A 21,360-nucleotide genomic window follows, 5' to 3' on the forward strand; every position below is an offset into this window, starting at 1 on the left:
GGTAGCCCAAAAGCGTCATATTCGACGATCCTCCGGGTTCAATGTTCAAAACGGCTAGCGCTTCGCGAGCGTTCGCAGGAGTTTCAGGGCCACGGAGATCGAAGCGAGGTCCACCTGCCCGGGCTTGGTGACCTCCACGAACGTGTCCTTGATCCTTCCCAGTTGTTCCTGGCGTCCGCTCTCCCACTCCACAATGCGTTCCACGGCGGAGGCACCCGAGGCCCCGCTCGTCCGGGTCGTCCGCATGACGGAAATCGTGATGTCGACGACGGCCGAATATGCGTCGTCACGCAGGGCCGCGCGGGCCAGGGCTTCCCACCGGCTTTGCCGCGGCAGGTCGGTAATGCGCAGCAACAATGTTCCCACACCGATCCAATGAATGACTGTGTGGTACATGTCGGCAATGGTGGTGAGGGGTTCATCCACCTGCTCCGCCACAAGCGAGATGTCCAGGAGCGAGAAGCTCTCCAGCAAATCGGAGGCGCGCCGCCCCAGATCTCCCGGCAGCCCGACGTCGTTCCAGTGCGCCAACCGTTGCTCGGCGCGGTCAAGGTCCGAGCCGCGCAGAAATTCCGTGGTCCGGGTCCGCAGCAGGTCCAGGGTCGGCCCGATCCTCTTCAGGGCGTCGGAAATGGGTTGGTCCCGATGATCGTGGGTCACGTACCACCGGACAGCCCGGTCGAGGAGCCTGCGCAGTGGAAGGGCCACCGAGGCAGCGTGTTCGCTGGGAAACCCGGGAGGCAGGCTGGCGATCCTGTCCACGAACCGCTGCAGCTCATAAGCCTCGCGGACAACCACGAAGGCCCTGGCCACGGCCGCGGCGGTGGCTGTGGTTTCCTCGATGGCGCGGAAGGCGAACGTGATCCCTCCAAGGTTGATCATGTCGTTGGCCACCACGGTGCAGATAATCTGCCGACGCAGCGGATGGGAGTCCAGCTCAGCATCAAAGCGTTCCGACAGTTGGCGGGGGAAGTAACCTCGGAGGACCCGCTTGAACCAGGGATCGTCGGCGAGGTTGCTGGCAGTGAGCTCCCCGGCCAGTTCGATCTTCGCGTAGGCGGCAAGCACCGACAGTTCGGGCGAGGTCAACCCTGTGCCTGCCCGCAGCCGGTCCTGGAGTTGTTCCGTGCTCGGCAGCCCCTCCAAGCCGCGGTCCAAGTCGGCGGCGTTCTCGAGCCAGTCCATGATCCGCTCAAAGCCGGGGCTCAGCTCGAGTGCCTGGTGCCGGTCGTTGAAGAGGAGGACGTTCTGGTCCATGTTGTTTGCCAGAACCAGGCGGCTTACCTCATCGGTCAGGGAATGCAGGAAGCCCGTACGTTCCTCAGGCCCCATCTTCCGAGCCGCAATCATCCGGTCGACGAAAATCTTGATGTTGACCTCGTGGTCCGAACAGTCCACGCCGGCGGAATTGTCTATCGCGTCGGTGTTGAGGAGGACGCCGGCGAGGGCCGCCTCTATCCGGCCGCGCTGCGTGAAACCCAGGTTCCCGCCCTCCGCCACGATCCGGGCCCTCAGCTCGTTGCCATTGACCCTGATTGGGTCGTTGGCTTTGTCACCCACGTGTGTTTGGTCCTCCGTGGACGCCTTGACGTATGTGCCTATGCCGCCGTTATAGAGCAAGTCCACCGGCGCCCGGAGAATGGCCTGCATCAGGGCGTGGGGTGGCAGGGATACCGTTCCCGGTTCCAGGCCGAGGGCGGTCCGGACCTGCTCCGTAATCTCGATGGCTTTGGCCCGGCGGGAGTGGACACCCCCGCCTTCGCTGATCAGCGAAGGATCGTAGTCAGCCCAGGACGAACGGGGAAGACCGAAGAGACGCTTGCGTTCTTCGAAGGAATTTGCCGCGTCGGGGCTCGGGTCAAGAAAGATGTCCCGATGGTCGAATGCCGCCACCAGACGGATGCGCGGTGAGAGCAGCATAGCGTTTCCGAACACGTCGCCGCTCATGTCTCCGATGCCGGCCACGGTGAAGTCTTCGCTCTGTGAATCCACCCCGAGCTCGCTGAAGTGGTGTTTCGCGGATTCCCACGCGCCACGGGCCGTGATGCCCATCTGCTTATGGTCGTATCCCACGGATCCTCCGGAAGCGAACGCGTCGCCGAGCCAAAAGCCGAATTCCCGGGCCACGGAATTGGCTGCGTCTGAAAATGACGCTGTTCCCTTGTCGGCGGCAACCACCAAATAGTAGTCATCGCCGTCATGTCGCACCACGCGGTCCGGAGGCACCACCGATTCTCCCTGCCCTGAGGCGAGCAAATTGTCCGTGAGGTCCAGCATGCCCTTGACGAAGATCCGGTAGCATTCCAGGCCCTCAGCGAGCCAGGCCTCGCGGTCCATGACCGGGTCCGGCAATCGCTTGGGATAGAAGCCTCCTTTTGCCCCTGTTGGGACAATGACGGAGTTCTTCACGTTTTGTGCCTTGACCAGTCCCAGGACCTCGGTCCGGAAATCCTCGCTTCGGTCTGACCACCGCAAACCCCCGCGAGCCAAGTCCCCGAAGCGCAAGTGGACACCCTCCACCCTTGGCGAGTAGACCCAGATCTCGTACTTGGGCCGCGGAAACGGGGCACCGGCGATGGCTGCAGGATTGAGTTTGAAGCTCAGATGGGCCTTGTCCAGGAAGTAGTTGGTCCGCGTTGTGGCTTCCACAAGGTTCATGAAGGTGCGCAGCAGACGGTCCGCGTCGAGGACCGGAATGTCGTCGATGGCGGCCGTCAACTCCTTCTTCGCGTCAGCAGTTTTCCAGTCGCGATCGGACCCGTCCAGTCCTGGATCGAACTTCGCTTGGAACAGGGCCAGGAGCGCACGTGTTGCCCGGACGTTGCTGATCAGGGTGTCTGCGATGAATCCGTAGGAGTTGGTGGTCCCCAGTTGCTGGAGGTACTTCACGTAGCTTCTCAGGATTGCGGTTTGCCGCCATGCAAGCCGTTCCCGGATGACGAGTGCATCGATCCGGTCCGATTCGATGTCCCCCCGCATGGCGGCGGTGAAAGCATCCGCGAGCAGGCTGCTGGTTTCCGCAGGGTCGACGCCGTCGGGATACTTCACGCCGAGGTCGTAGAGAAACAGGTCCTGGCCGGTACCGCGCCGAAGTTCGAAAGGCCGCTGGTCCAGCACTTCGAGCCCGAGGTTGTGCAGGAAGGGCAGGATCTGCGTCAGGCTCCTGGGCTTTGTCAGGTAGAGGCGGATCCGGGCGTCCTCCACGAGGGTGCGCGAGGCGCCCTTCCTGACGTAGACCGTGAGCAGCGGGTCCCCGAATGGTCTGCCGCCTGTACCGTCCAGGTCGAACGTCTCGAAATTGATGATGTCTTCGACCGCGGCTTCCACGTCGTAGACCGCGCGATAACTGGGGGGAAATGCTTCCGACCAGAGGCCGGTGAGCCTCGCGGCCTCCGACGCCGGGAAGCGGTCACGGATTGCATCGTCGAGCCCGTCCGACCAGGAACGGGTAGCAGCGATCAGGCGCCGCTCCAGTTGGGAAGGGTCGACGGCGGCGGTACTTGACGCCGGCGCGTCCGGCGCTGCACCTACATGGATCCGGAAGAACACCCGGGCCATGGGTGACTCGGTCAGGCGGACCTCGAAATCGACAGAGTCCGCCTTGAACGCCCGCCTGAGTTCTTCTTCCATCAACAGCCGCACCGCCGTGCTGTAGCGGCGGCGCGGGAAGAAGACGAGCGCGGACACGAACCGTCCAAAGCTGTCCGGACGAAGGAACACGCGGATCCGCTGCTGCACCTCCGCCCGAAGAATTTCGTCCGTCAGGCGCGCGAGATCATCCGCTTCGATGTGGAACAGTTCGTCCCTCGGAAAGGTCTCCAGGACAGCCATGAGGTCCTTGGCCTGGTGGGATCGGGGCGTAACCCCCAGTCTTTCGCTGACCGCCTGGACTTTCTCCCGGAGTACCGGAATCCGCAGGACCGACTGGTGCGCGGCGCCCGGCGTGAACAACCCCAAGAAGCGCCGTTCGCCGGTGGTCCGGCCGGCCTCATCGAACACTTGCAGGCGCACTTCGTCCAGGTACGAGCGCCTCAGGACCGTGGACCGCAGCTCCGAGGTGGCAAACGTGAGTGCTTGGGACCGGCGGATATTTGGTACGCCCGGCCCGGCGCTTACGGCGGCGTCCCCCTGCGCCCGCCTCAACAGACCGAGCGCGGAACCTTGCCGCTCGGCGAGCTCTTCCTGGCCGCCCGCCGTCGTGAGCTCAAATTCGGCGTAACCGAGAAACAAGAAGTTGCCGTCGTCAAGCCAAACGAGCAACTCACTGAGCTGTTCCGGTGCCGGCACCGCGGCGCGCGGGAATCCGTCCACGGAGGCGGCTGCTTCGGCAACCTTCCCATGGATGGCGGCCGCGTCGTCGGAGGCAACCCGAACGTCATCCAGCACCCTCTGCAGGTTTTCCGTTAGTTCCTTTGCGGCCGCCGCATCCGGCAGCCTGCCGATTTCCGCGGCGATCCAGACCTCGGTTTCCCCGGCCTCCGGCGGGGTCCCTCCCGAAGCGCCCGCCGCGGAAATTTCAAGGCAGACTTCCAACAGCTCGTGGGACAGCGGGTCCCGAAGCACCCGAAAGGCCGGATGAACAAGCAGGTTGATCGATGTGTCGCCGCGGGTGAGCTCCGCCGTGACGGAGTGGACCAGATACGGGATGTCCTCCGTCACCACTGCGACAACGCTGGCATCCAGTTCGGTCAGGATCCCGACGGCGGCCTGCCCGGGCGCGCGCGACGACGCCACTTTCAGATGGTGCCCGGCCCGCGCCCGGAGCGTCTCAGGACTATGGCTCCGCAGATCCTCCGGGGGCACCTGGGCATAGTATTCGGCCAGGAAAGTTTCGCCGGGCTCAAGGGAACCCGGTGATTCCGCCTCCCCCGCCGGCACCGATTCGCGTGTCATGTCAGCGCGCCTCCACTGCGGGTGCCACTCGCAAACTGGGGTTGACGATCCAGCCCCCGCGCCTCCTTCATCATGGCTGGCCGCACCGACCCCGTCCAGTGCTGCAAAAAAGATTCAGGACAAGACGCGGGCGCGGGCCGCATGGCCCGCGCCCTGCTACCGGCGTCTGCGGACTAGTGCTTCCTGAAGGCGCCTTTGATCTTTTCGCCTGCCAGCTTCAGATCGGCCCTGACCTGACGGGCCTTGCCCTCAGCCTTCAGCCGGTCATTGCCGGTGGCCTCGCCTGCCGCTTCCGTGGCCTTGCCGTGGAGTTTCCCGGCAGCGTGATGGAACCTCTCACCCCAACCCATAATGGCTCTCCTTAGTCGGCGGCCCGCGGCGGGACACCGCGAGGCCGCACTTAAATTGTAGGTACGGAACTGCGGCAAAGGCAGGTCCCGGCGTGAGGCCTTGCCGGTCAGGAAGCACGGATACGCGTCCCGTACCATGGGGCGGATGGTGTTCATACGGCTATACCGCGAAGGCAAACTCGAACGTGACGATGTCAGGGCCCACGAGATCGAAGCGCTGGCCCGCCAGGATGACGTGGTGCTGTGGATCGACTACACGAACCCGACGGCGGATGACCTGCTCGGCGTCGAAACCGTGTATGGGCTTCACCGACTCGCAGTCGAGGACGCCGTCCACGATTTTCAGCGGCCCAAACTGGACCGATACCCGAACCACCTGTTCCTTTCGGCTTACCAGGCGGCGCTAAAGCCTGGCACCGGCGAACTGGCCGTCGTCGAGATCTCGGCATTCGTAACCCATAACGCCCTGGTGACGGTGCACGGGCCCGAGTTCGACACCGACGAACTGACGGCGCACTGGGACTCGGAAACCGACCTGGCCCAACACGGAGTGCCATTCCTCTTCTGGGGCCTGCTGGACATGATCGTCGACGGGCACTTCGACGCCGTCCAGGAACTCGACGGCTACATCGACGCCCTCGAAGAGTCGCTTTTCGACGACCACTCCCCCGATCATGACCTGCAACGTAAGACCTTCGAGCTCCGCAAGAACCTCGTCCGGCTCCGCCGCGTCGTCCTGCCCATGCGTGAAGTCCTCAACACGCTCCTCCGGCGGGAAGACCTGGTCGGCTGCAGCCCGGCGATGCAGCCCTTCCTGCAGGACGTCTACGACCATGTGTTGCGTGCTTCGGAATGGACGGAATCGCTCCGCGACCTGGTCACCACCATCCTGGAAACCCACATCAGCATCCAGGGGAACCAGATGAACCTGGTCATGAAGAAGGTCACCAGCTGGGCCGCAATCATCGCCGTCCCCACTGCCGTGACCGGCTTCTTCGGGCAGAATGTGCCCTTTTTCGGCTTCCAGAGCGATTACGGCCTCTGGCTATCCTGCGCCCTCATGGCCGGCGGTTCAATCTTCCTGTACCTCGCCTTCAAGAAGCGGGACTGGATCTAGCTGGTTCCCCCTGGAGGTCTTCCGTCCTACTGATCGGCCTTTCGGGCCGGAAGCACCAGGAGCGCATCTCCGACCGCGCGTTCCGATCCGCCCGACGGGCTGTTCTGGACTTTCCCATCGGCAACGGCTGTTGTTGAGCCGCCGCCGTCGAGGTTCATGGCCTGGACCATGCCGAGTGACACCGCGACGTCAGCCTCTTCCTTCAGGCTCAACCCAAGCGAGGAAGTTGAGCGTCCGTCCGCGGTGACAAGCATGGTCCTGCCCTGGGCATCGGTCCCGGCGAAGGTCCGGGGGTTCCGCTTGTGGACCCAGCCGTAGTAGAAGCTGTTTCCATCGTTGGGATGCACCATGCCGTCATGCCCGGCAGTGACGTCAACGCTGCCGTCCTTGACGAGCAAGGGTCCACCGTTGACGACGCTGGTGGCCTTGTTGATGTGCAGGGGCTTCCCGTCCTGGCCGAGCAATCCAGCGTCGATCTTGAGCTTCGCGCCCACGGGAGCGAGTGCACGGAGCCGTGCGACGTTGGTTCCAGTGGCCTGGATGGTGTGTCCGCCGGCTGGCACGGCCGCGCCACGGGTTTCGGCGACGGATGTGACGGTGTCGTGGCTGTCCACCATCACTTCAAGGCCAGGACCGGTTGGCGTGGACGGCCCGAATTCCGGTGTGAACGTGACGAGTTCGTTGGAGTTCGTGCAAGTGACGTCCTGAAGCGGGCCTGAGGTAGGCAGGTCGTTGGCGCCGCCGCAGTTGCGGATCAGGCCCGGTACCCGGTCGATACCGTCCAAAGTCGCTTCTCCGGAAGGGGCCGAGATTTTCCCCGACCAGGTGAGCCGCTGGATATTGCTGGCGTTCTTCTTTCCGTCAATGACGAGGGCCGGGCGGTCCGCCACGGCTTCGCTGAGAATCTTGCCTCCGTACACACCAACGCCGGCGGGGTCGCCTTCAGCGCCGGCCTTCGGGTCGAAGACGAAGAAGCCTGCATTCACAGCGGCGAGGGCGTGGGCGTCCGATGCCAGCTGGCTGGTGGTCTCCCGCTTCTCCAGGTCCGGGCCGAAGGAGGCGGCGAGCTGGCCCTGGTACGTCCCAGGGTCGATCGTGATGACGTCAAGATTCCACGGTCCGCGCGTCGTCGTGCTGGTTTCGGAGTCGCCGTCCCAACCGGTGTAGATCACTGAGGACGCGAAACCGGCGGCTTTGATCTTCGCGACGACGGAGGCGCCGTCCGCCTGAGCGGCAAAATGGCCGGCGCGGACCCGGTAGCCCAAGTCGCCGCCGGCGTCGGCAAGCTGCGGCGACTGGACATGTTCAACGCGGGCATCGACGCCGGCGGCCTTCAGCTTGTCGGCTGTACGCTGCGCAGTGGCCTGGCTTGAGAGCGCCGACGCCGGAGCATCCGGATCCGGCGAGTCAGAGGGGATGGCTACTTCGGCCGTCCAGAAAAGTGAAGAGTCGGCTCCGCCGCGGCGGATTTTGGTGAGTGTGACGCCGGGGGCGAGGGTTGTCATTGTCCGGGTCTCGGGGAGGTCAGCCGCACCAATGTTAAGGTGGGCGCCCTGATCAGTGCTCTTGCCACTTGTCCGGACATCGTCCGCATGGGTGGGACCCACGGGGCTGAGGAGCGCTGAAAAGACGGCCAGAACGAGCCCGCCAGTGAGGGCACTACGACGTTTGAGGGAGGCTTTCATGCGTCCACCGTATAGAGACCAGACGGTCGCCCGGGCCGGTTTTCGGGTTTCGCAAAACCTATTGACCGAACCTTCATGCCACGTTCACTTGCCGGCCGAGTTGCGACCTAGGGCCAGAATTCCCGGTTCCGCCACATCCCGACGGAAGGCTTGGGAACCCGGCTTGACCAAAGGGATTCCAAGGAAACATCGTTTGGCACAGCCTCGTCAGGATACGACTCATGACTGGCAACTTGCGATACGTCGTATGGCTCGTCAGGCGACTGCTGGCTCATGGACACAACTCCCCCTTGGTATTTGTCCAGATTGGCAAGGGTACGAGCTGCCCCTCAGCCCCCAGAGGCACAATAATATGAACGGCTGACTAATGAAAGAGTTATTCGCGGTTAACTGAACAATTTTCGGTGGAATCACGGATTCCGGGATTGATCGAAGCCGCATTGGTCAAGGCAGAATGGAGGGCATGCCCCTTACTACGCTCGCCCTCGTCCGCCACGGCCAGACAGACTGGAATGCCCAGCGCCGGCTGCAGGGATCGACCGATATTCCGCTGAACGACGTCGGCCGTGGCCAAGCGCGCGACGCCGTCGCCGTGCTGTCCGGTTACGAGTGGGACGTCGTTGTTTCGTCACCGCTGAGCCGGGCCGCGGAGACCGCCGAGCTGATCGCCGCAGGGCTGGGGCTCAGCGTGGACCGGCACGTGCCGGAGCTCACCGAGCGCCGCTTTGGACCTGCCGAGGGCCTGCAGGCAGGACCTGGACTGGACGCACTTCGCATCCCCGGTGGCTTCCAAGGGGCGGAAACCGAGGAGGAGGCAGCCTCCCGCGGACTTGCCGCGCTGGAGGCGCTGGCCGAAGAGTTCCGCGGCCGCCGGGTCCTCGTTGTCGCCCACGGAACGCTCCTCCGAGTGAGCCTCGGCCGCGCCGTCGGCCGCACTCTGGAGAGCATCGACAACGCCGTGCTCAACCTCGCCCACCACCATGCCATTGACGGCTGGCAACTCGAATACTTCAATGGTGAACCCGTGCTGGCTACCATTCCCGGCTGAGCAGGACCGAGCCCGGGGCATATCCACCAGGACAGCGGCATGGGAGACTGTTCAGCACTGACAGGATCTTCGAAGGGGATGGTCACCGTGGCGGTAACAGGTCTCAACGCCGTCCAGCACATCGTCGTCTTGATGCTTGAAAACCGATCGTTCGATCACATGCTCGGATACCTCTACGCCGATTCCGCCAACGTATCTCCCGTGGGGGACCCGTTCGAAGGCCTGACCGGCACCGAGTCCTGCCCCGGCTCCGATGGCAGTCCGGTTGAGGTCTATCAACTGACTCCCTCGACCCCCGACGTCTACTTCATGCCGGGCGCCGACCCCGGAGAGGGCTACCAGGCAACGAACGAGCAGCTCTATGGCAGCGCCGGCTCGCCGAAAGCGGGGACGGTTCCCTCCATGACGGGTTTTGTGACCAACTATGCCGGCGCCATCAAGGACAACCTAGCCAAGGGCTGGCATGTGGTGCCGGGAACAACCGAGCACATGATCATGGGTTGCTTCACCCCTCAGACACTGCCGGTGTTGTCGGCTATGGCGAAGGGATTCGCCGTGTGCGACGCCTGGTTCGCGTCGGTTCCCACCATGACGATGCCCAATCGGGCCTTCGCCTGCGCCGGCACCAGCCAGGGCAACTTGGATGACAAGGCCAAGCGGTTCACCGTGCCGAGCATCTTCGGGCACCTGGGCAACCATGGCATCCCGTGGAAGATCTACGGCGAAACCAAGCAGCCCCTGACGAAACTCGACTTCGACGACACCCGGCACGCTCCGGCGTCGAACATTGGACTGTTCACGGACTTCCAAGCCGACGCGGCAGCCGGGAAGCTGCCCGCATACGCTTTCCTTGAGCCGTCTTGGTCCTCGACGGGCAACAGCGAACACCCCAACTACAACGTCGCTCTCGGTGAGGAGTTCCTGCTCGACGTCTATCGCGCCGTCCGCGATGGGCCGGCCTGGGACTCAACCCTGCTCATCATCACGTATGACGAACACGGTGGCTGCTACGACCACGTCGCCCCGCCATGGGGCGCGACGCCGCCGGACGATGCCCCGGGGGAGTTCGGTTTCGATTTCACCCGTTTCGGGCTACGGGTACCGACGGTACTGATCAGTCCGCTCATCCCCGCCGGCACCGTGTTTCGAGCGCCCGGTTCTGCACCGCTCGACCACACCAGCATCCTTGCGACGATCGAACATCGCTGGAATCTGCCGGCCCTCACCCGCCGCGATGCAGCGGCGCCCGACGTCGGCGGGGCCTTGAGCCTCACCATCCCCCGGACCGACGACCCCCTCGCGGGGGTTCAGGCACCTACTCCCCCGCCGGCCGCACGGGCGTTGGCGGAACAGCCGTCCCACCTGGAGCAACTGCGCGACGAGCTCCTAGCGCAAACGTAGGACCGGATTTGGCGGTGTGTGTCCTGTTCAGGCCGCGGTTTCGTCGGAGGGACCTATGCCGGCCGGCGCCGTGCCTCCGCGCCCGGTCCACGTCTTGATGGCAGTCCACGCGACGGCGGCGGTCGGTACGGCTAACAAGGCCCCGACAATGCCTGCGAGCATCGTCCCGATGGCCAAGGCGAGCAAAATGGCCAGTCCATGGATACTCAGGACCTTGCCCATCAAAACGGGTTGGAGGAAATGGTGCTCAAGCTGGTTGGCCGCGATGAGGACGGCGAGGACGATGAGCGAGGTCACCGGACCATTCGAGATCAGGGCGACACCCACAGCGAGGGTACCCGCCGCGGTGGAGCCAACGATGGGAATGAACCCGCCGATAAACACAAAAACGCCGAGGGGCAGGGCAAGCGGGACACCGAGGATGGCCAGCATTGTCCCGATGATCACGCCGTTCACCGCTGCGATCAGAGCCGTGCCGCGGACGTAGCCTCCCAGAACGACGGCGCTTCGTTCCGCGGCCAGATGGGCCTTACCGCGGTGGGCCGCCGGAAGGAATCCGAAGAGGAAGTTCCTGATTTTCTCGCCGTCCTTGAGGAAGAAGAACAAGATCACCACCATAAGAACCAAGCCGGCCAGGATTTCAGCGACCGTCCGCGCGCCGGTCAGCGCTTCGGCACCAAAGCTACTGCTCGTGAAGAAGCGCTGGATGGAATCGGCCACGGAGCGGAGCTGCTCGTCGCTGACTTTGAAAGGGCCGTTGTTCAGGAATTGGTGCAATTGCTCGATGCCGGCAGTGAATTTCACGGCAAGCTCCTTGGATTGCGCCCTGATAAGAAAGACGATTCCGGTGATGACTCCGCCAAAGACTGCAAGGATCCCCACGAACGACGCCGCAACGGCGAGGGCCCGGGGCCACCGGTGTGCAGTCAGCCAACGCACAAGAGGCGAAATTGCCGAGGCGAGAATGAGCGCGATTGTGACCGGGATCATGACGAGCGGCACGCTGGTCATCGCCCACAGAATCACTGACACCAGGGTGATGACCAGGAGCATCTGCCCTGAACGGATCCCTGCCCGGCCAAGGCCGTCGGACCACATCGCTGACATTGTGGGTTTGGTCGGCGAATTGTTGCTTTCAGTCATTGGAGTCCTTCCTGGTGATGGTTCCGGCAGTGAACGCCACGCCGTCGTGCCTTCAGACGTGATGCGCTAAGAACGGTCGAAGCCCTTCCCCGCAGCCGTGTCGATCTTGATGTTCCCTGCGGCTGCAAGTACCTGAAGTTCCCGAAGGATCTCCAGTTGCTGGCTGTTGATGGACATGAGCAGGTCAATCTCCTCTTTGGATTTCACGTTGGTGTCATGATCGTGCCGGGACATCACCGCGGCAATCGCATCCTGACGCTTGGCGGCGATGAGAAGGATGGCTCCTTGCAGCCCAGCCAGCATCGAGAGGAAGAGATTCAACAAGATGTACGGATACGGATCCCAGGCGTTGTTCGCCAACGCCCAGCTGTTGATGGCTGCCCAAAGGATCATGAACCCGACAAAGCCGCCGACGAACGGCCAACTGCCCATCCCGTTCCGCATGACATCCGCGGCGCGTTGCCCCTTCGTCAATGATTCCTTGTGGTTTTCGTGCCAGGTCTTTCCCTTATCACTCATGCCTCACCCTAACGGCGCACTCCGATGGAGCCGCAATTTCGCCCGACCGCTAGCTCGCCACGAGCACGGCAGTCCCTGCGTCCGTCGAAAGGTATGGTTCGCCGGTGTGTTGGTTATCCACGGGTTCAAGATGGGTGACGCCCGTTGCATATGCGACGACGCCGGCGAGACTGCCGGTGCGTTGGTGGGCTTGCCGTTGGCGCGCGGCTCCCGTGCCTTGGCTGAGGATCCTTTGCAATCCCTCCTTGGCGTAGAGAGCGTCCCCGGTCTCTTCGAGGGCATCACGGACATGGGAGTGGAGTGCGGCGAGGACATGCTTTGCGGTGTCGGGCCTGTGCGTTTTCGCGTCGAGCAGCTCCCCGTGCAGGCCGAACCGGCTGGCCCGCCACGTGGCTTGGCGCAGGACGGCGGCAGAAACCATGTCCGGACGCTGTCCGGATTTCCATTCCCGGGCGGCGGTATCCACCAAGGCGCGCACCAAGGCCGCGATCAGCACGGTATCCCGGGCATCAAGGCAAACATCCGAGACACGGATCTCGACCGTAGGGTGCCGGGCGGATAGCCGAGCGTCGAAATCCGGGCTCATGATCACGCCGGTTCCCGACAGGTCCGCCACCAAAGAGTGATAGGCCGCGGCAGATCCGAAGACCTCGGTCGGACCGGCGCTGGACCATCGATTCCAAGCTTGGGTCCGGAAACTGGCGTAACCGCTGTCGGCCCCGTTCCAGAACGGTGAATTCGAGCTCAGTGCAGTCAGCACCGGAAGCCAGGACCTGATCCGGTCCAGCACTGCGACACCTTCCTCATCCGAGTCAACGGAGACATGGACGTGATATCCGCAGGTCAGCTGCTCTCTGGCAGTCATAGCGAACTTTTCCAGCAGGGCGTCGTAGCGCTCGGTTTTTGTTGCATGCGGAATGACCGCCAGCGGCGACGTCGCGAGGGCGGCAATTCTCGCGCCCGCCTTCCGGGCAAGCGAATCGGCGTAAGAGCGTCCGGCACGTATTTCAGCGCCGAGTGCACTCAGGCTGCTGTGCGGGGAGGTGATGACTTCGATTTGCTCCTGCTGAAGCTCGATCGCCAACGTCGGGCCCAAAGGAGGAGCCACCGCCTGGGGACCGGAGCTATGAAGGCGCAAAATATCGCCGGCGAGGGGCACGGGACTGCCGTTGACAGGATCTACGATCAGGAATTCTTCTTCAACACCAAAAGTACGCACTTGCCAAGTGTGGGCCACAAAAGCTACCCCCAACGACCACAAGTCGCAGGACCTCTAGAATCAAGCGTCTCTGGTCAGTTCCGAGACGCGCAACTGCTGCTAGCTGGCCGGCGTCACGACGTCTTCCAAGACTGACCGGTCGAAGAATCGGATCTCACCGGTCGCCTGGAAAAATACGGGAACTACAGATGTGTTCGCGTCCTTCGAGGTTTCGTAGATCTCCGGTGCGCTGCCGTGTTTTCGGGCGATCGTTCCTACCAACTCGGTGCCGCGAACCCTGACGGTTCGATATTTGTAGCTCATGTGGACCCCTATCCTCAGCCAAGGCAAACGCTACTCCTGTGGCGCGCGGTCGGCAGCAGGGCCGGGACCAGCTGCGTTGAGTTTGATTATCCTTCGTCGCAGAGCAAGTGGTACCAGCTGTCGGCGAGCACTTCGAGGGCGTGGTCCCGGTTTGGCTCGTACTTGCGGCGCGTCCAGAGCGTCGCGACGTAGTCCAGCTGGGTGAAGGCGAGCGTTCCGCGGATGTGATGCGTTTCTTCGGGGAAGCGGCCAGCCAGCTGCATGCCGCGGACGATGTCGGAGATGACTTCCTCATGCCATCCCTCCACCAACGTCCGCACCTCGCGATCGACCGCGGCGGCCTCGTCGAGCACATCGAGGTACGGACGGAAGACCGGCCAGAGCGCAGCGCGCGACTCGAGCCAGGCGAGGATTCCCGGCAGCTTGCCCTCCCGCACCACGTCGACAAGCTCGACGGCGGTCGACGCCTCGTCAGGGCCGTCCGAGCGGTCGAGTACGGCGTTGACGCGCCCCATGAAGTCCTTCATCAGGTCACTGCGCGAAGGGTAGTACGCGTAAAAAGTCACCCTTGTGGTGCCGGCAGCAGCGGCGATCTCGTCGATCGTGGTGGCAGCGTAGCCCTTATCTGTGAAGAGTTCGAGCGCCCGCTCCACGATCATGTCGCGGGTCAGCTGCTTCTGGGCTTCTCGCAACGACGACATAGGTCAATCCTAACCGTGGTGTTCGGCAATTGGGCGGAGGAAGAGCAAAGGATGCACGTCGCCAAGCGGCCTGACATGCCGTAAAGGAGGGCTAGCGTCCTGGAATCTGGCCATTTATGTGAGCTAGCGTCCTGGAATCTGGCCATTTATGTGAGCGCGCGTCCCTGTGGAGGTGCGCCGCTGGTTCCGTGAGGGCCCGACGGCGACAGTCTCCTTGCGCTGTCGTCGCGCCGTTGCCCCTCCCCCTCCAGACGCTCGCTCACCTTTGGGGCGTTTCCGGCCGACGCTCGCTCACACCATGTGAGCTAGCGTCCTGGAATTTGTCCACATATCTGAGCGAGCGTCCTGGTTGACGGCAGGTCGCCCTTCAGAGTTTCAAGCCCTGCGCGGGAAAGAACGCTCGCGGGCCGACGTCGGCCAGCCGGCGCAATTTCGGGACAGGGATCCGGTAGTTGATCGCCGCAGCGGTACCGGAGCCGTCCTTGTCTTCCCAGCGCAGGAGCATCGAGTCCCTGTCCTCCCCCGGCTCGCAGTAATCCGGTGCGCCGACCACGGGGGTGAAGCCAACCGACTTGAGCGACAAGCCGAAGGCCTCGGTCCAGAAGTACGGCTGGAAAGTGAACTCAGGCGCCGCGTCGCCCTTGAGCAGCCCGACGGCGGCGGCCTTCGCTTGGTCGATGGCGCTCGTCCAGAGGGGCACCCGCCTTACCCCGCGACTGCTCGGGAAGAACGCCACGTCGCCGGCGGCGACGATATCCGGCCGGAGCCGGCCCCGGGTATCGACCCGCAGCGCGCCGTCGAGGAGGAGTCGGGTTCCGGCCAGCCAATCGGTGTTCGGTTCGTCGCCGACGGCGGTGACCACGAGATCCGCCTCAAGCTCGGTGCCGTCGGCCAAGACAACCCGCGTCCCGGCGTCGGACTCCACCAGAAAGGCCTTCCCGCCGACGACCACTCGTAGGCCCTGCCTCATGGCCGCGGAAGTGAATGTATCCCCCAGATAGTCGCCGAGCTGGCCTGAGAGGGGTTTCGCGTCGGCGACGAGCGTGACTTCGCAGCCAACGTGCAGGCAACCCGAGGCGACCTCCATCCCAAGCGGGCCGCCGCCGATCACAACGACTGAGGGACGCGATGCAAGCCGTTCCCTCAGCAGGATCGCATCCTCGATGGTGCGCAGCGTGAGTTCCCGGGAGGAGCCCTTCCCTTGTCCTAGCGCCGTGAGGCGTTTCGCCCGGGAACCGGAGGCGATGACTAGGCCGTCGTACGGCAGTTCATCGCCTCCGTCCAGCTGAACCAGCCGGGCGTCGACGTCCAGCCCCGTCGCGCTGATGCCGAGCAGCTCGCTCGCTTCGTGGCCTGGCTTGGGAAGCTCGTGGGCCTGGAGGGCGTCGACGCTGCTCCCGTCAACGCTGCTCCCATCAGCACTGTGCAGCAGCGCCTTTGACAGAGCGGGACGGCTGTACGGTTGGTGGCGCTCGGCGCCTACCACCGTCAACTCGCCGTCGAAGCCCGCCGAACGCAACGAGTCGCAAGCCGTGAGCCCGGCGATGCCGTTGCCCACCACCACAATCCTGCGCATGGTCATGCCGCAGCCAATCGAAGCGCCGCCACCGGGCACACCCTGACCGCCGCCTTTGCGGCATCAAGCCCGGCCCCCTCCACGTCGGGCACATCGATGACCAGTTCGCCGTCGTCATCCAGGTGCATCAGCGCGGGCGCGGCTTCTTCGCACAGGCCGTGGCCTTCGCAGCGCGGACGGTCCAGTTCGATCCTCATGCTGCCACCACCTTTTCAACCCGGAGCACCTCGAAGCTCCGCGTTATATTGCTCGGCTCGCGGACCTCTTCGGAAAGGGTCAGGCTCTTCACCCTGCGGGCAAGCGCTTCGATGATCGCATGCGCCTCGAGTTTCGCGAGGCCCTGGCCGGCACAGCCATGCGGTCCATAACCGAAGGAGAGGTGGTCCACGGGGTTGCGTTTCACGTCGAAGGTGTCGGGAGCCTCGTAGTGGCGCGGGTCCCGGTTGCCGGCGCCGAAGAGGATGCCGAGCTGGGCACCTGAAGGAATCGTGACTCCGTCGATTTCCACGTCACGCGTTGCCTTGCGCCCCCAGATGTGGACCGGCGCCCAATAGCGCAGCACCTCGGCGAACGCGGCGGGAACCAGCTCCGGGTGCTCCCGGACCAACTCGAACTGATCGGGGTGGTGGCCGAACAGCGCAACGATGTTGCCGATGGAGGCAATGGTCGTGTCGACGCCGGCACCAAGGTACTGGTGGATGATGTGGCCCGCGGAGCCCGCGGGAATGTCCCCGCGGGTCTCGGCGTCGAAGATGCCGCGGCCGATGGAGCCGGGAGTGAGGTCGTCGGCGGTGACCGAGGAGCACCAACCGTAGAGCTCGCCAGCGATCGGGAAGCTCTCCTGGGTGCGCTGGTTCAGCGGGCCGATTACCTGCATCGCAGCCTGGCCCCACCGCAACATGTTGTCCTTGACGTGACCGCTGAAGCCAATGAGGTCGGCGACGATTTCGATCGGGAAGGCCCGGGCCAGGGCGTCGATGGCCTCGAAACTGCCGCTCGTAGCCAGCTCCGCGACGAGCTTGTCGGCCTTTTCGTCGATCACGACCTTGAGGCCACGAAGGGCGCGGGGGGTGAGGTTTTGTGACAGCGTGGCGCGGAGCTGGGTGTGGGTCGGCGGGTCGGAGGCCAAGGACGTGCCCTGTAGCGCCTCGTTCACCATGGGGTTGAATCCGATGCTGGTGGACGAGAAGGCTGCCGGATCGCTGAGAGCATTGCGGATGGCGTCGTAACGCGTCAGGACGTACAGCTCGTTTTTCGGAAGGTGGACCACGGAAGCCTGCTCGCGGAGCGCGGCATATGTGGGATAAGGGTCGACGAGGATGTCGTCATCCCAGATGTCGATGTCTGATTCGATGGGTGCAGTCATGGTTTTCTCCTTGCGGATAGTAAATGGTCTGGTCAGCGCCGGAGGTCTTGGACGGCGGCCTCGGCGCTTGCTTCGGCGGTCTCCGCGATAGCGACAGTGGCAGGCCCCGAGGATCGTGCTGAGATGAAAAGGGTGAGAACGGCGGAGAGGGTCGCCGCGATGCCGGCGGAGAGGTAGACGGTCTGGAAGCCCTGGCCGAGGGACGTCCCTGCGACCCCCTGGATGCGCGGCTTGGCGGCGGTAAGAGCCTTGACCATGCCATCGACGGCTTGGGCTGGGGCACCGCCTGCCGCTGCCTGGCCGGAGAATTGGGCGACGACGCCGTCCCAGCCCGAGAGGAAGCCCAGAGGCGGCACGTGCGCCAATCCGGTCACGGCATCTGCGGGCATCCCGGCTGCCCCGAGGATCCCGGCAAGGGGACCCGCGAAGACAGTGGCTCCGATGCCGAAAGCGATGGCTGAGCCGATAACAGGGCCTAGGGCGAAGCCGAGGTCGCGCAGAAGATTCGTCGTGGCGGACGCCATGCCGATCTGGCGGGCCGGGACGGTGTTGATGGCCACGGCGGTAACGGAGCCTACCGTGAGGGCAAAGCCGATACCCAGTACGAGCAGAGGCAGAATGAATGCTGTCCACGGGGTGCCGCCGAACGTCTCCGGAGTTCCGAGGGCGAAGGTCGAGAGCCAGAACCCGGAAACGGCCATGAGAGCGAAGCCCGCTGTGAGTACCCAGCGTGGAGCAACGTGGTGGATGAGCCACCCGACAACCGGGATGAAGGCGAATGCCGGCCCTTGGATGAAGACGAACAACACTCCGACTTTCCAGGTCTCTGCCAGGGCCAGGCCGCTGACGGCGACGCTCGTGCTGAAGCAGATCGCGAGGAAGGCGAACATGCCCGTCACTGCCACAATGCCGGTGATCGAGTAGGAGCTGTTGTTGAACAGCGAGAGGTGGATCAAGGGGTGCGCGGTGCGTGACTCGATGACGACGAAAGCGACGAGCAGGATTCCGCCGGCGATGTAGCTTGCGACCACCTGCGCGCTGCTGAGGCCGGCGTCGACCGCCGTCACCGTGGCGTAAAGGACTGCGATGAGGCCGACGGCGAGGGTGAGTTGGCCGGGCATGTCGAGTTTGCGCCCCTCGGCGGCCGCGGAATCTTTCGCCCGGGCCGCGATGAGAAGCACGACGACGGCGACGGCTGCCGCGATCAAATACGCCGCCCGCCAGCCGCTGAAAGTGTTCGGGGCGCCGGGCCCACGGCCCGCCACCGTGAAGAACTGCGCCGTGAACCCGGCGAGAACCGGGGAAATCACCGCGCCCAGTGACAGGAATCCGGCCCAGGTGGCAATGACCTTCGCCCGGGCGCGGTGGTCGGGAGTAATCGCCGCGATCATGGAGAGCGAAATGGGAAACAGGATGCCGGCTCCGATCCCGCCGATGGCCTGCGCCACGATCATGATCCCGGTGGAGGGCGCCATCGCTGCCATGACGGAGCCGACGATGCTGACGGCAGCGCCGACATAGAGCAGCTTCTTGCGCCCGAAGATATCGCCAAGAAGTCCCCAACTGAGCTCAAAGACCACGATGCCCATCAGGAACATGCCCGCGATCCAGGTCAGGCCGGCACCCGAGGTATGGAATTCCACAGCAAAGGTGCCGCTGAGGGCCCCTGGCAATGCGTTGGTGATCTGCGCGAGGGTGACCGCGCTATAGGCGGCCACGAAGGTGGCCCGAACAGAGCCGCGGCTCTGGACGGAAATGGTCTGACTCATCGATGAAACTCCTTTGTTCCGTTCGATCTGGTTCACGGGGACTGTATGAGACAGTGTGGAGTTAATCCTTACAGCATGTCAAGGAAAATTACTGGATAGAATTTACTTGACATGATGTAAAGCAAAGTGTGATGCTGGCTGCACCGCAACGGAGCGACGGCATGGTCACACTCCGCGGCGTCCCTGCATTCAGAACCCGATCTTTAGGGAGAAGCCCCGTGAGTCACACCAAACCCGCCGGCACAGCCGACACGATTGATGCCACCGGCGGGCCAGCCGTCAACACGGTCCTGGGTCCCGTACCTGCATCTGAGCTGGGCGTCGTGGCGGTCCATGAGGCCTTGTTGTCGGTACTCCCGGGCGCCCAGTACGCTCCCGACATCTCCATGGACCGGGCAGCGATCTTCGAGGCCCTGGCTGCTAAGCTCACGGATTTCCGCGAGCATGGGGGCCAAACGATCGTCGACAGCACCGGAATGTTCCACGGACGCGACCTCAAGCTCTACGAGGCGCTCTCCCGCTCCACCGGTGTCCACATCATCGCCTCCACAGGCTTGGGCCCGGAGGAAGAACTCGGCGGGTACTTCCTCACGCCACAGACCAACCCGCCCACCCCGTGGCCGGCCGAAAAGTTCAGCGATCTCTTCGGCAAGGAGATCAGCGAAGGGATGGTGGTCCCCCGGCTTGAGCGCCGCGCCCCCGCAGGCATCGTTGCCACCGTCGCCGATCGTGCCGGGATGACGCCCACCGAGGAAAGCCTGTTCCGCGGCTCCGCGCGCGCCGCCAAAGACACCGGCGTTCCGCTCTCCATCCGCTTCGGCGCTGACGCCCTCCATGATCTGGACATCGTCCTGGAAGAGCAAATCGGTGTCGAGCGGGTGCTCGTCGGCGACCTGGACCGCAAGGACGCCGCCGGCTCCGCGCTTGAGGTGGCCCGCCGAGGAGCATTCGTCGGCATCGACCACGTGGGCTTGAACGACCATCCTGGCTACCTCAGCGACGACGAACGCACCGAACTGGTGCTCCAGCTCGTGCACGCCGGCCACGCCGGCCAGATCATCCTGTCGGGCAACGCGATCGGAGTGGCCAAGGGCCTCCCGGAGTACAACTTGCCGTACAGCCACGTCCTGGCCACGTTCGTGCCCTACCTCAAAGCCCAGGGGCTGAGCGAAGAAGATGCCCAACGCATCCTCGTGGACAACCCGCGCAACCTCCTGACCGTGCGCTAAGCACCCGCCCACCCCCCCCCAACAAGCTTGAGAACCCCTGAGGTGAACGAATGACCAAGGTCAACACAGTGCTGGGAACCATTCCGGCCGAAGAACTGGAAATCGTGGCGGTCCACGAACACATCGGCTACGGCATGCCCGGTTCCGAACTCGACACCAAATGGTGGAAGACCCCGGAGCAGGCCTATGAAGAAACCGTGCCGAAGCTGCGGAAGTTCCGCGAATACGGTGGGGGGACCTTCGTGGACGCGACGGGTATCTGTAACGGCCGCGACGTCGACTACTACAAGTCCCTGTCCCGGAAGACCGGCGTCCACATTGTGGCCTCCACCGGGTTCGTCGGCGGCGACACCGCGCTCCCGCACTTCGCCCGCGCCACCGTGGACTACCTCGCCAAAGTGTTCATCCACGAAATCACCGTCGGCATCGGAAACTCCGGCGCCAAAGCCGGCGTCATCAAGGTAGGCGTGAGCCGCGGTGGACGAATGACAGACCTGGATAAACGCATCTACCGTGCCGCGGCCCGCGCCGCCGTCGTCACCGGTGCGCCAATCCTGACCCACCTGGCCATTGACCCCGAACCGGCGGTGTCCATCTTCAGAGAAGAGGGCCTCTCCCTGGACCGCGTTCTCTTCGGCCACGCCGACGACGGACTGAACGCTCCGATCACCCCGCACGACTGGATCTACGAACAGGGTGGACGTATCGGCTTCGACACCTTCGGCTACGACCTCGAGCTTCCGGATCCCCCCTTTTGGGGCCGCAAGCGCGCCGAACGCATGCAGCACTTCGTGGACCTCGTAAACAAGGGCTACGCGGAGAAGCTCCTCGTTTCTGCAGACGCGAATTGCAGCCCATTGGGCTGGCCGGGGGTCAAGGGCCACACCATCAACTACATCTTCGAGGACATGATTCCCGACATGCGCGCGGCGGGAATCGACGACGCCACCCTCAAACTCCTGCTCGAAGACAATCCGGCCGACTTCCTGTCGATGGACGCCTGACTTCCGGACAGGCACTACAAGCTACCCGTTTCTCCAG

Annotated in this window: 17 protein-coding genes; 5 read left to right on the plus strand and 12 right to left on the minus strand. The window is 63.9% G+C overall.

The genetic code is table 11. The features are described 5' to 3' along the window. Nucleotides 1–54 precede the first annotated feature (54 nt). Nucleotides 55–4,893: an NAD-glutamate dehydrogenase gene (locus tag ABEA18_RS16595; RefSeq protein WP_345450861.1), complete on the minus strand. Its 4,839-nt coding sequence runs from the start codon at nt 4,891–4,893 to the stop codon at nt 55–57. A 173-nt stretch (nt 4,894–5,066) separates the two neighbouring features. Further along, complete coding sequence (locus ABEA18_RS16600; protein WP_345450863.1) at nt 5,067–5,243, minus strand: CsbD family protein; 177 nt, start codon at nt 5,241–5,243, stop codon at nt 5,067–5,069. 145 nt (nt 5,244–5,388) lie between these two features. Between ABEA18_RS16600 and ABEA18_RS16605 the strand changes: the two genes are divergently transcribed. Then, the gene (locus ABEA18_RS16605) at nt 5,389–6,360 is read left to right on the plus strand and encodes a magnesium transporter CorA family protein (RefSeq protein WP_345450865.1); all 972 of its coding nucleotides are present in this window, start codon (nt 5,389–5,391) and stop codon (nt 6,358–6,360) included. A gap of 26 nt (nt 6,361–6,386) precedes the next feature. Here the strand turns inward: ABEA18_RS16605 and ABEA18_RS16610 are convergent, their stop codons facing one another. Next, nucleotides 6,387–8,045 carry a phosphodiester glycosidase family protein gene (locus ABEA18_RS16610; protein WP_345450867.1) on the minus strand — a complete coding sequence of 553 codons (1,659 nt, stop codon included), beginning with the start codon at nt 8,043–8,045 and terminating at the stop codon, nt 6,387–6,389. Between the two features lie 463 nt (nt 8,046–8,508). On the opposite strand from ABEA18_RS16610, the gene ABEA18_RS16615 reads away from it, so the two are divergent. Together ABEA18_RS16615 and ABEA18_RS16620 are read left to right on the plus strand one after the other, a co-directional pair. Beyond that, the gene (locus ABEA18_RS16615) at nt 8,509–9,093 is read left to right on the plus strand and encodes a histidine phosphatase family protein (protein WP_345450869.1); all 585 of its coding nucleotides are present in this window, start codon (nt 8,509–8,511) and stop codon (nt 9,091–9,093) included. 87 nt (nt 9,094–9,180) lie between these two features. Next, nucleotides 9,181–10,494: an alkaline phosphatase family protein gene (locus tag ABEA18_RS16620; RefSeq protein ID WP_345450871.1), complete on the plus strand. Its 1,314-nt coding sequence runs from the start codon at nt 9,181–9,183 to the stop codon at nt 10,492–10,494. A gap of 27 nt (nt 10,495–10,521) precedes the next feature. Here ABEA18_RS16620 and ABEA18_RS16625 read toward each other — a convergent pair whose 3' ends face one another. From ABEA18_RS16625 to ABEA18_RS16665, 9 genes are all read right to left on the minus strand, one after another. After that, a complete protein-coding gene (locus ABEA18_RS16625; RefSeq protein WP_345450873.1) occupies nt 10,522–11,637 on the minus strand; it encodes an AI-2E family transporter in 1,116 nt (371 codons plus the stop codon). A gap of 66 nt (nt 11,638–11,703) precedes the next feature. Further along, nucleotides 11,704–12,156 (minus strand): DUF1003 domain-containing protein, encoded by a 453-nt coding sequence (locus ABEA18_RS16630; protein WP_345450875.1) that lies wholly within the window; start codon nt 12,154–12,156, stop codon nt 11,704–11,706. 49 nt (nt 12,157–12,205) lie between these two features. After that, on the minus strand, nt 12,206–13,375 hold the full coding sequence (locus tag ABEA18_RS16635; protein WP_345450877.1) for a carboxylate-amine ligase: 1,170 nt from the start codon (nt 13,373–13,375) through the stop codon (nt 12,206–12,208). 99 nt (nt 13,376–13,474) lie between these two features. Then, nucleotides 13,475–13,678 carry a hypothetical protein gene (locus ABEA18_RS16640; RefSeq protein ID WP_059389943.1) on the minus strand — a complete coding sequence of 68 codons (204 nt, stop codon included), beginning with the start codon at nt 13,676–13,678 and terminating at the stop codon, nt 13,475–13,477. An 86-nt stretch (nt 13,679–13,764) separates the two neighbouring features. Beyond that, entirely contained in the window at nt 13,765–14,379 is a 615-nt protein-coding gene (locus tag ABEA18_RS16645; RefSeq protein ID WP_345450880.1) for a TetR/AcrR family transcriptional regulator, read from the minus strand. 367 nt (nt 14,380–14,746) lie between these two features. Then, entirely contained in the window at nt 14,747–15,961 is a 1,215-nt protein-coding gene (locus ABEA18_RS16650) for an NAD(P)/FAD-dependent oxidoreductase (RefSeq protein ID WP_345450882.1), read from the minus strand. Beyond that, nucleotides 15,958–16,152, minus strand: a complete 195-nt coding sequence (locus tag ABEA18_RS16655; protein WP_345450884.1) for a ferredoxin — start codon at nt 16,150–16,152, stop codon at nt 15,958–15,960. Before ABEA18_RS16655 ends, ABEA18_RS16650 begins: the two co-directional genes overlap by 4 nt. Beyond that, nucleotides 16,149–17,321: a cytochrome P450 gene (locus ABEA18_RS16660; protein WP_345450886.1), complete on the minus strand. Its 1,173-nt coding sequence runs from the start codon at nt 17,319–17,321 to the stop codon at nt 16,149–16,151. The genes ABEA18_RS16655 and ABEA18_RS16660 overlap by 4 nt, the downstream gene beginning before the upstream one ends. 32 nt (nt 17,322–17,353) lie before the next feature. Continuing rightward, nucleotides 17,354–19,090: an MFS transporter gene (locus ABEA18_RS16665; RefSeq protein WP_345450889.1), complete on the minus strand. Its 1,737-nt coding sequence runs from the start codon at nt 19,088–19,090 to the stop codon at nt 17,354–17,356. A 218-nt stretch (nt 19,091–19,308) separates the two neighbouring features. On the opposite strand from ABEA18_RS16665, the gene ABEA18_RS16670 reads away from it, so the two are divergent. Together ABEA18_RS16670 and ABEA18_RS16675 are read left to right on the plus strand one after the other, a co-directional pair. Beyond that, a complete protein-coding gene (locus tag ABEA18_RS16670; protein ID WP_345450891.1) occupies nt 19,309–20,319 on the plus strand; it encodes a phosphotriesterase family protein in 1,011 nt (336 codons plus the stop codon). A gap of 50 nt (nt 20,320–20,369) precedes the next feature. Next, nucleotides 20,370–21,323, plus strand: coding sequence for a phosphotriesterase family protein (locus tag ABEA18_RS16675; protein ID WP_345450893.1), 954 nt, complete (start codon nt 20,370–20,372; stop codon nt 21,321–21,323). The last annotated feature ends 37 nt before the right edge of the window (nt 21,324–21,360 follow it).

The organism is Arthrobacter gyeryongensis, from assembly GCF_039543785.1.
GTDB classification, from domain to species: domain Bacteria; phylum Actinomycetota; class Actinomycetes; order Actinomycetales; family Micrococcaceae; genus Arthrobacter; species Arthrobacter gyeryongensis.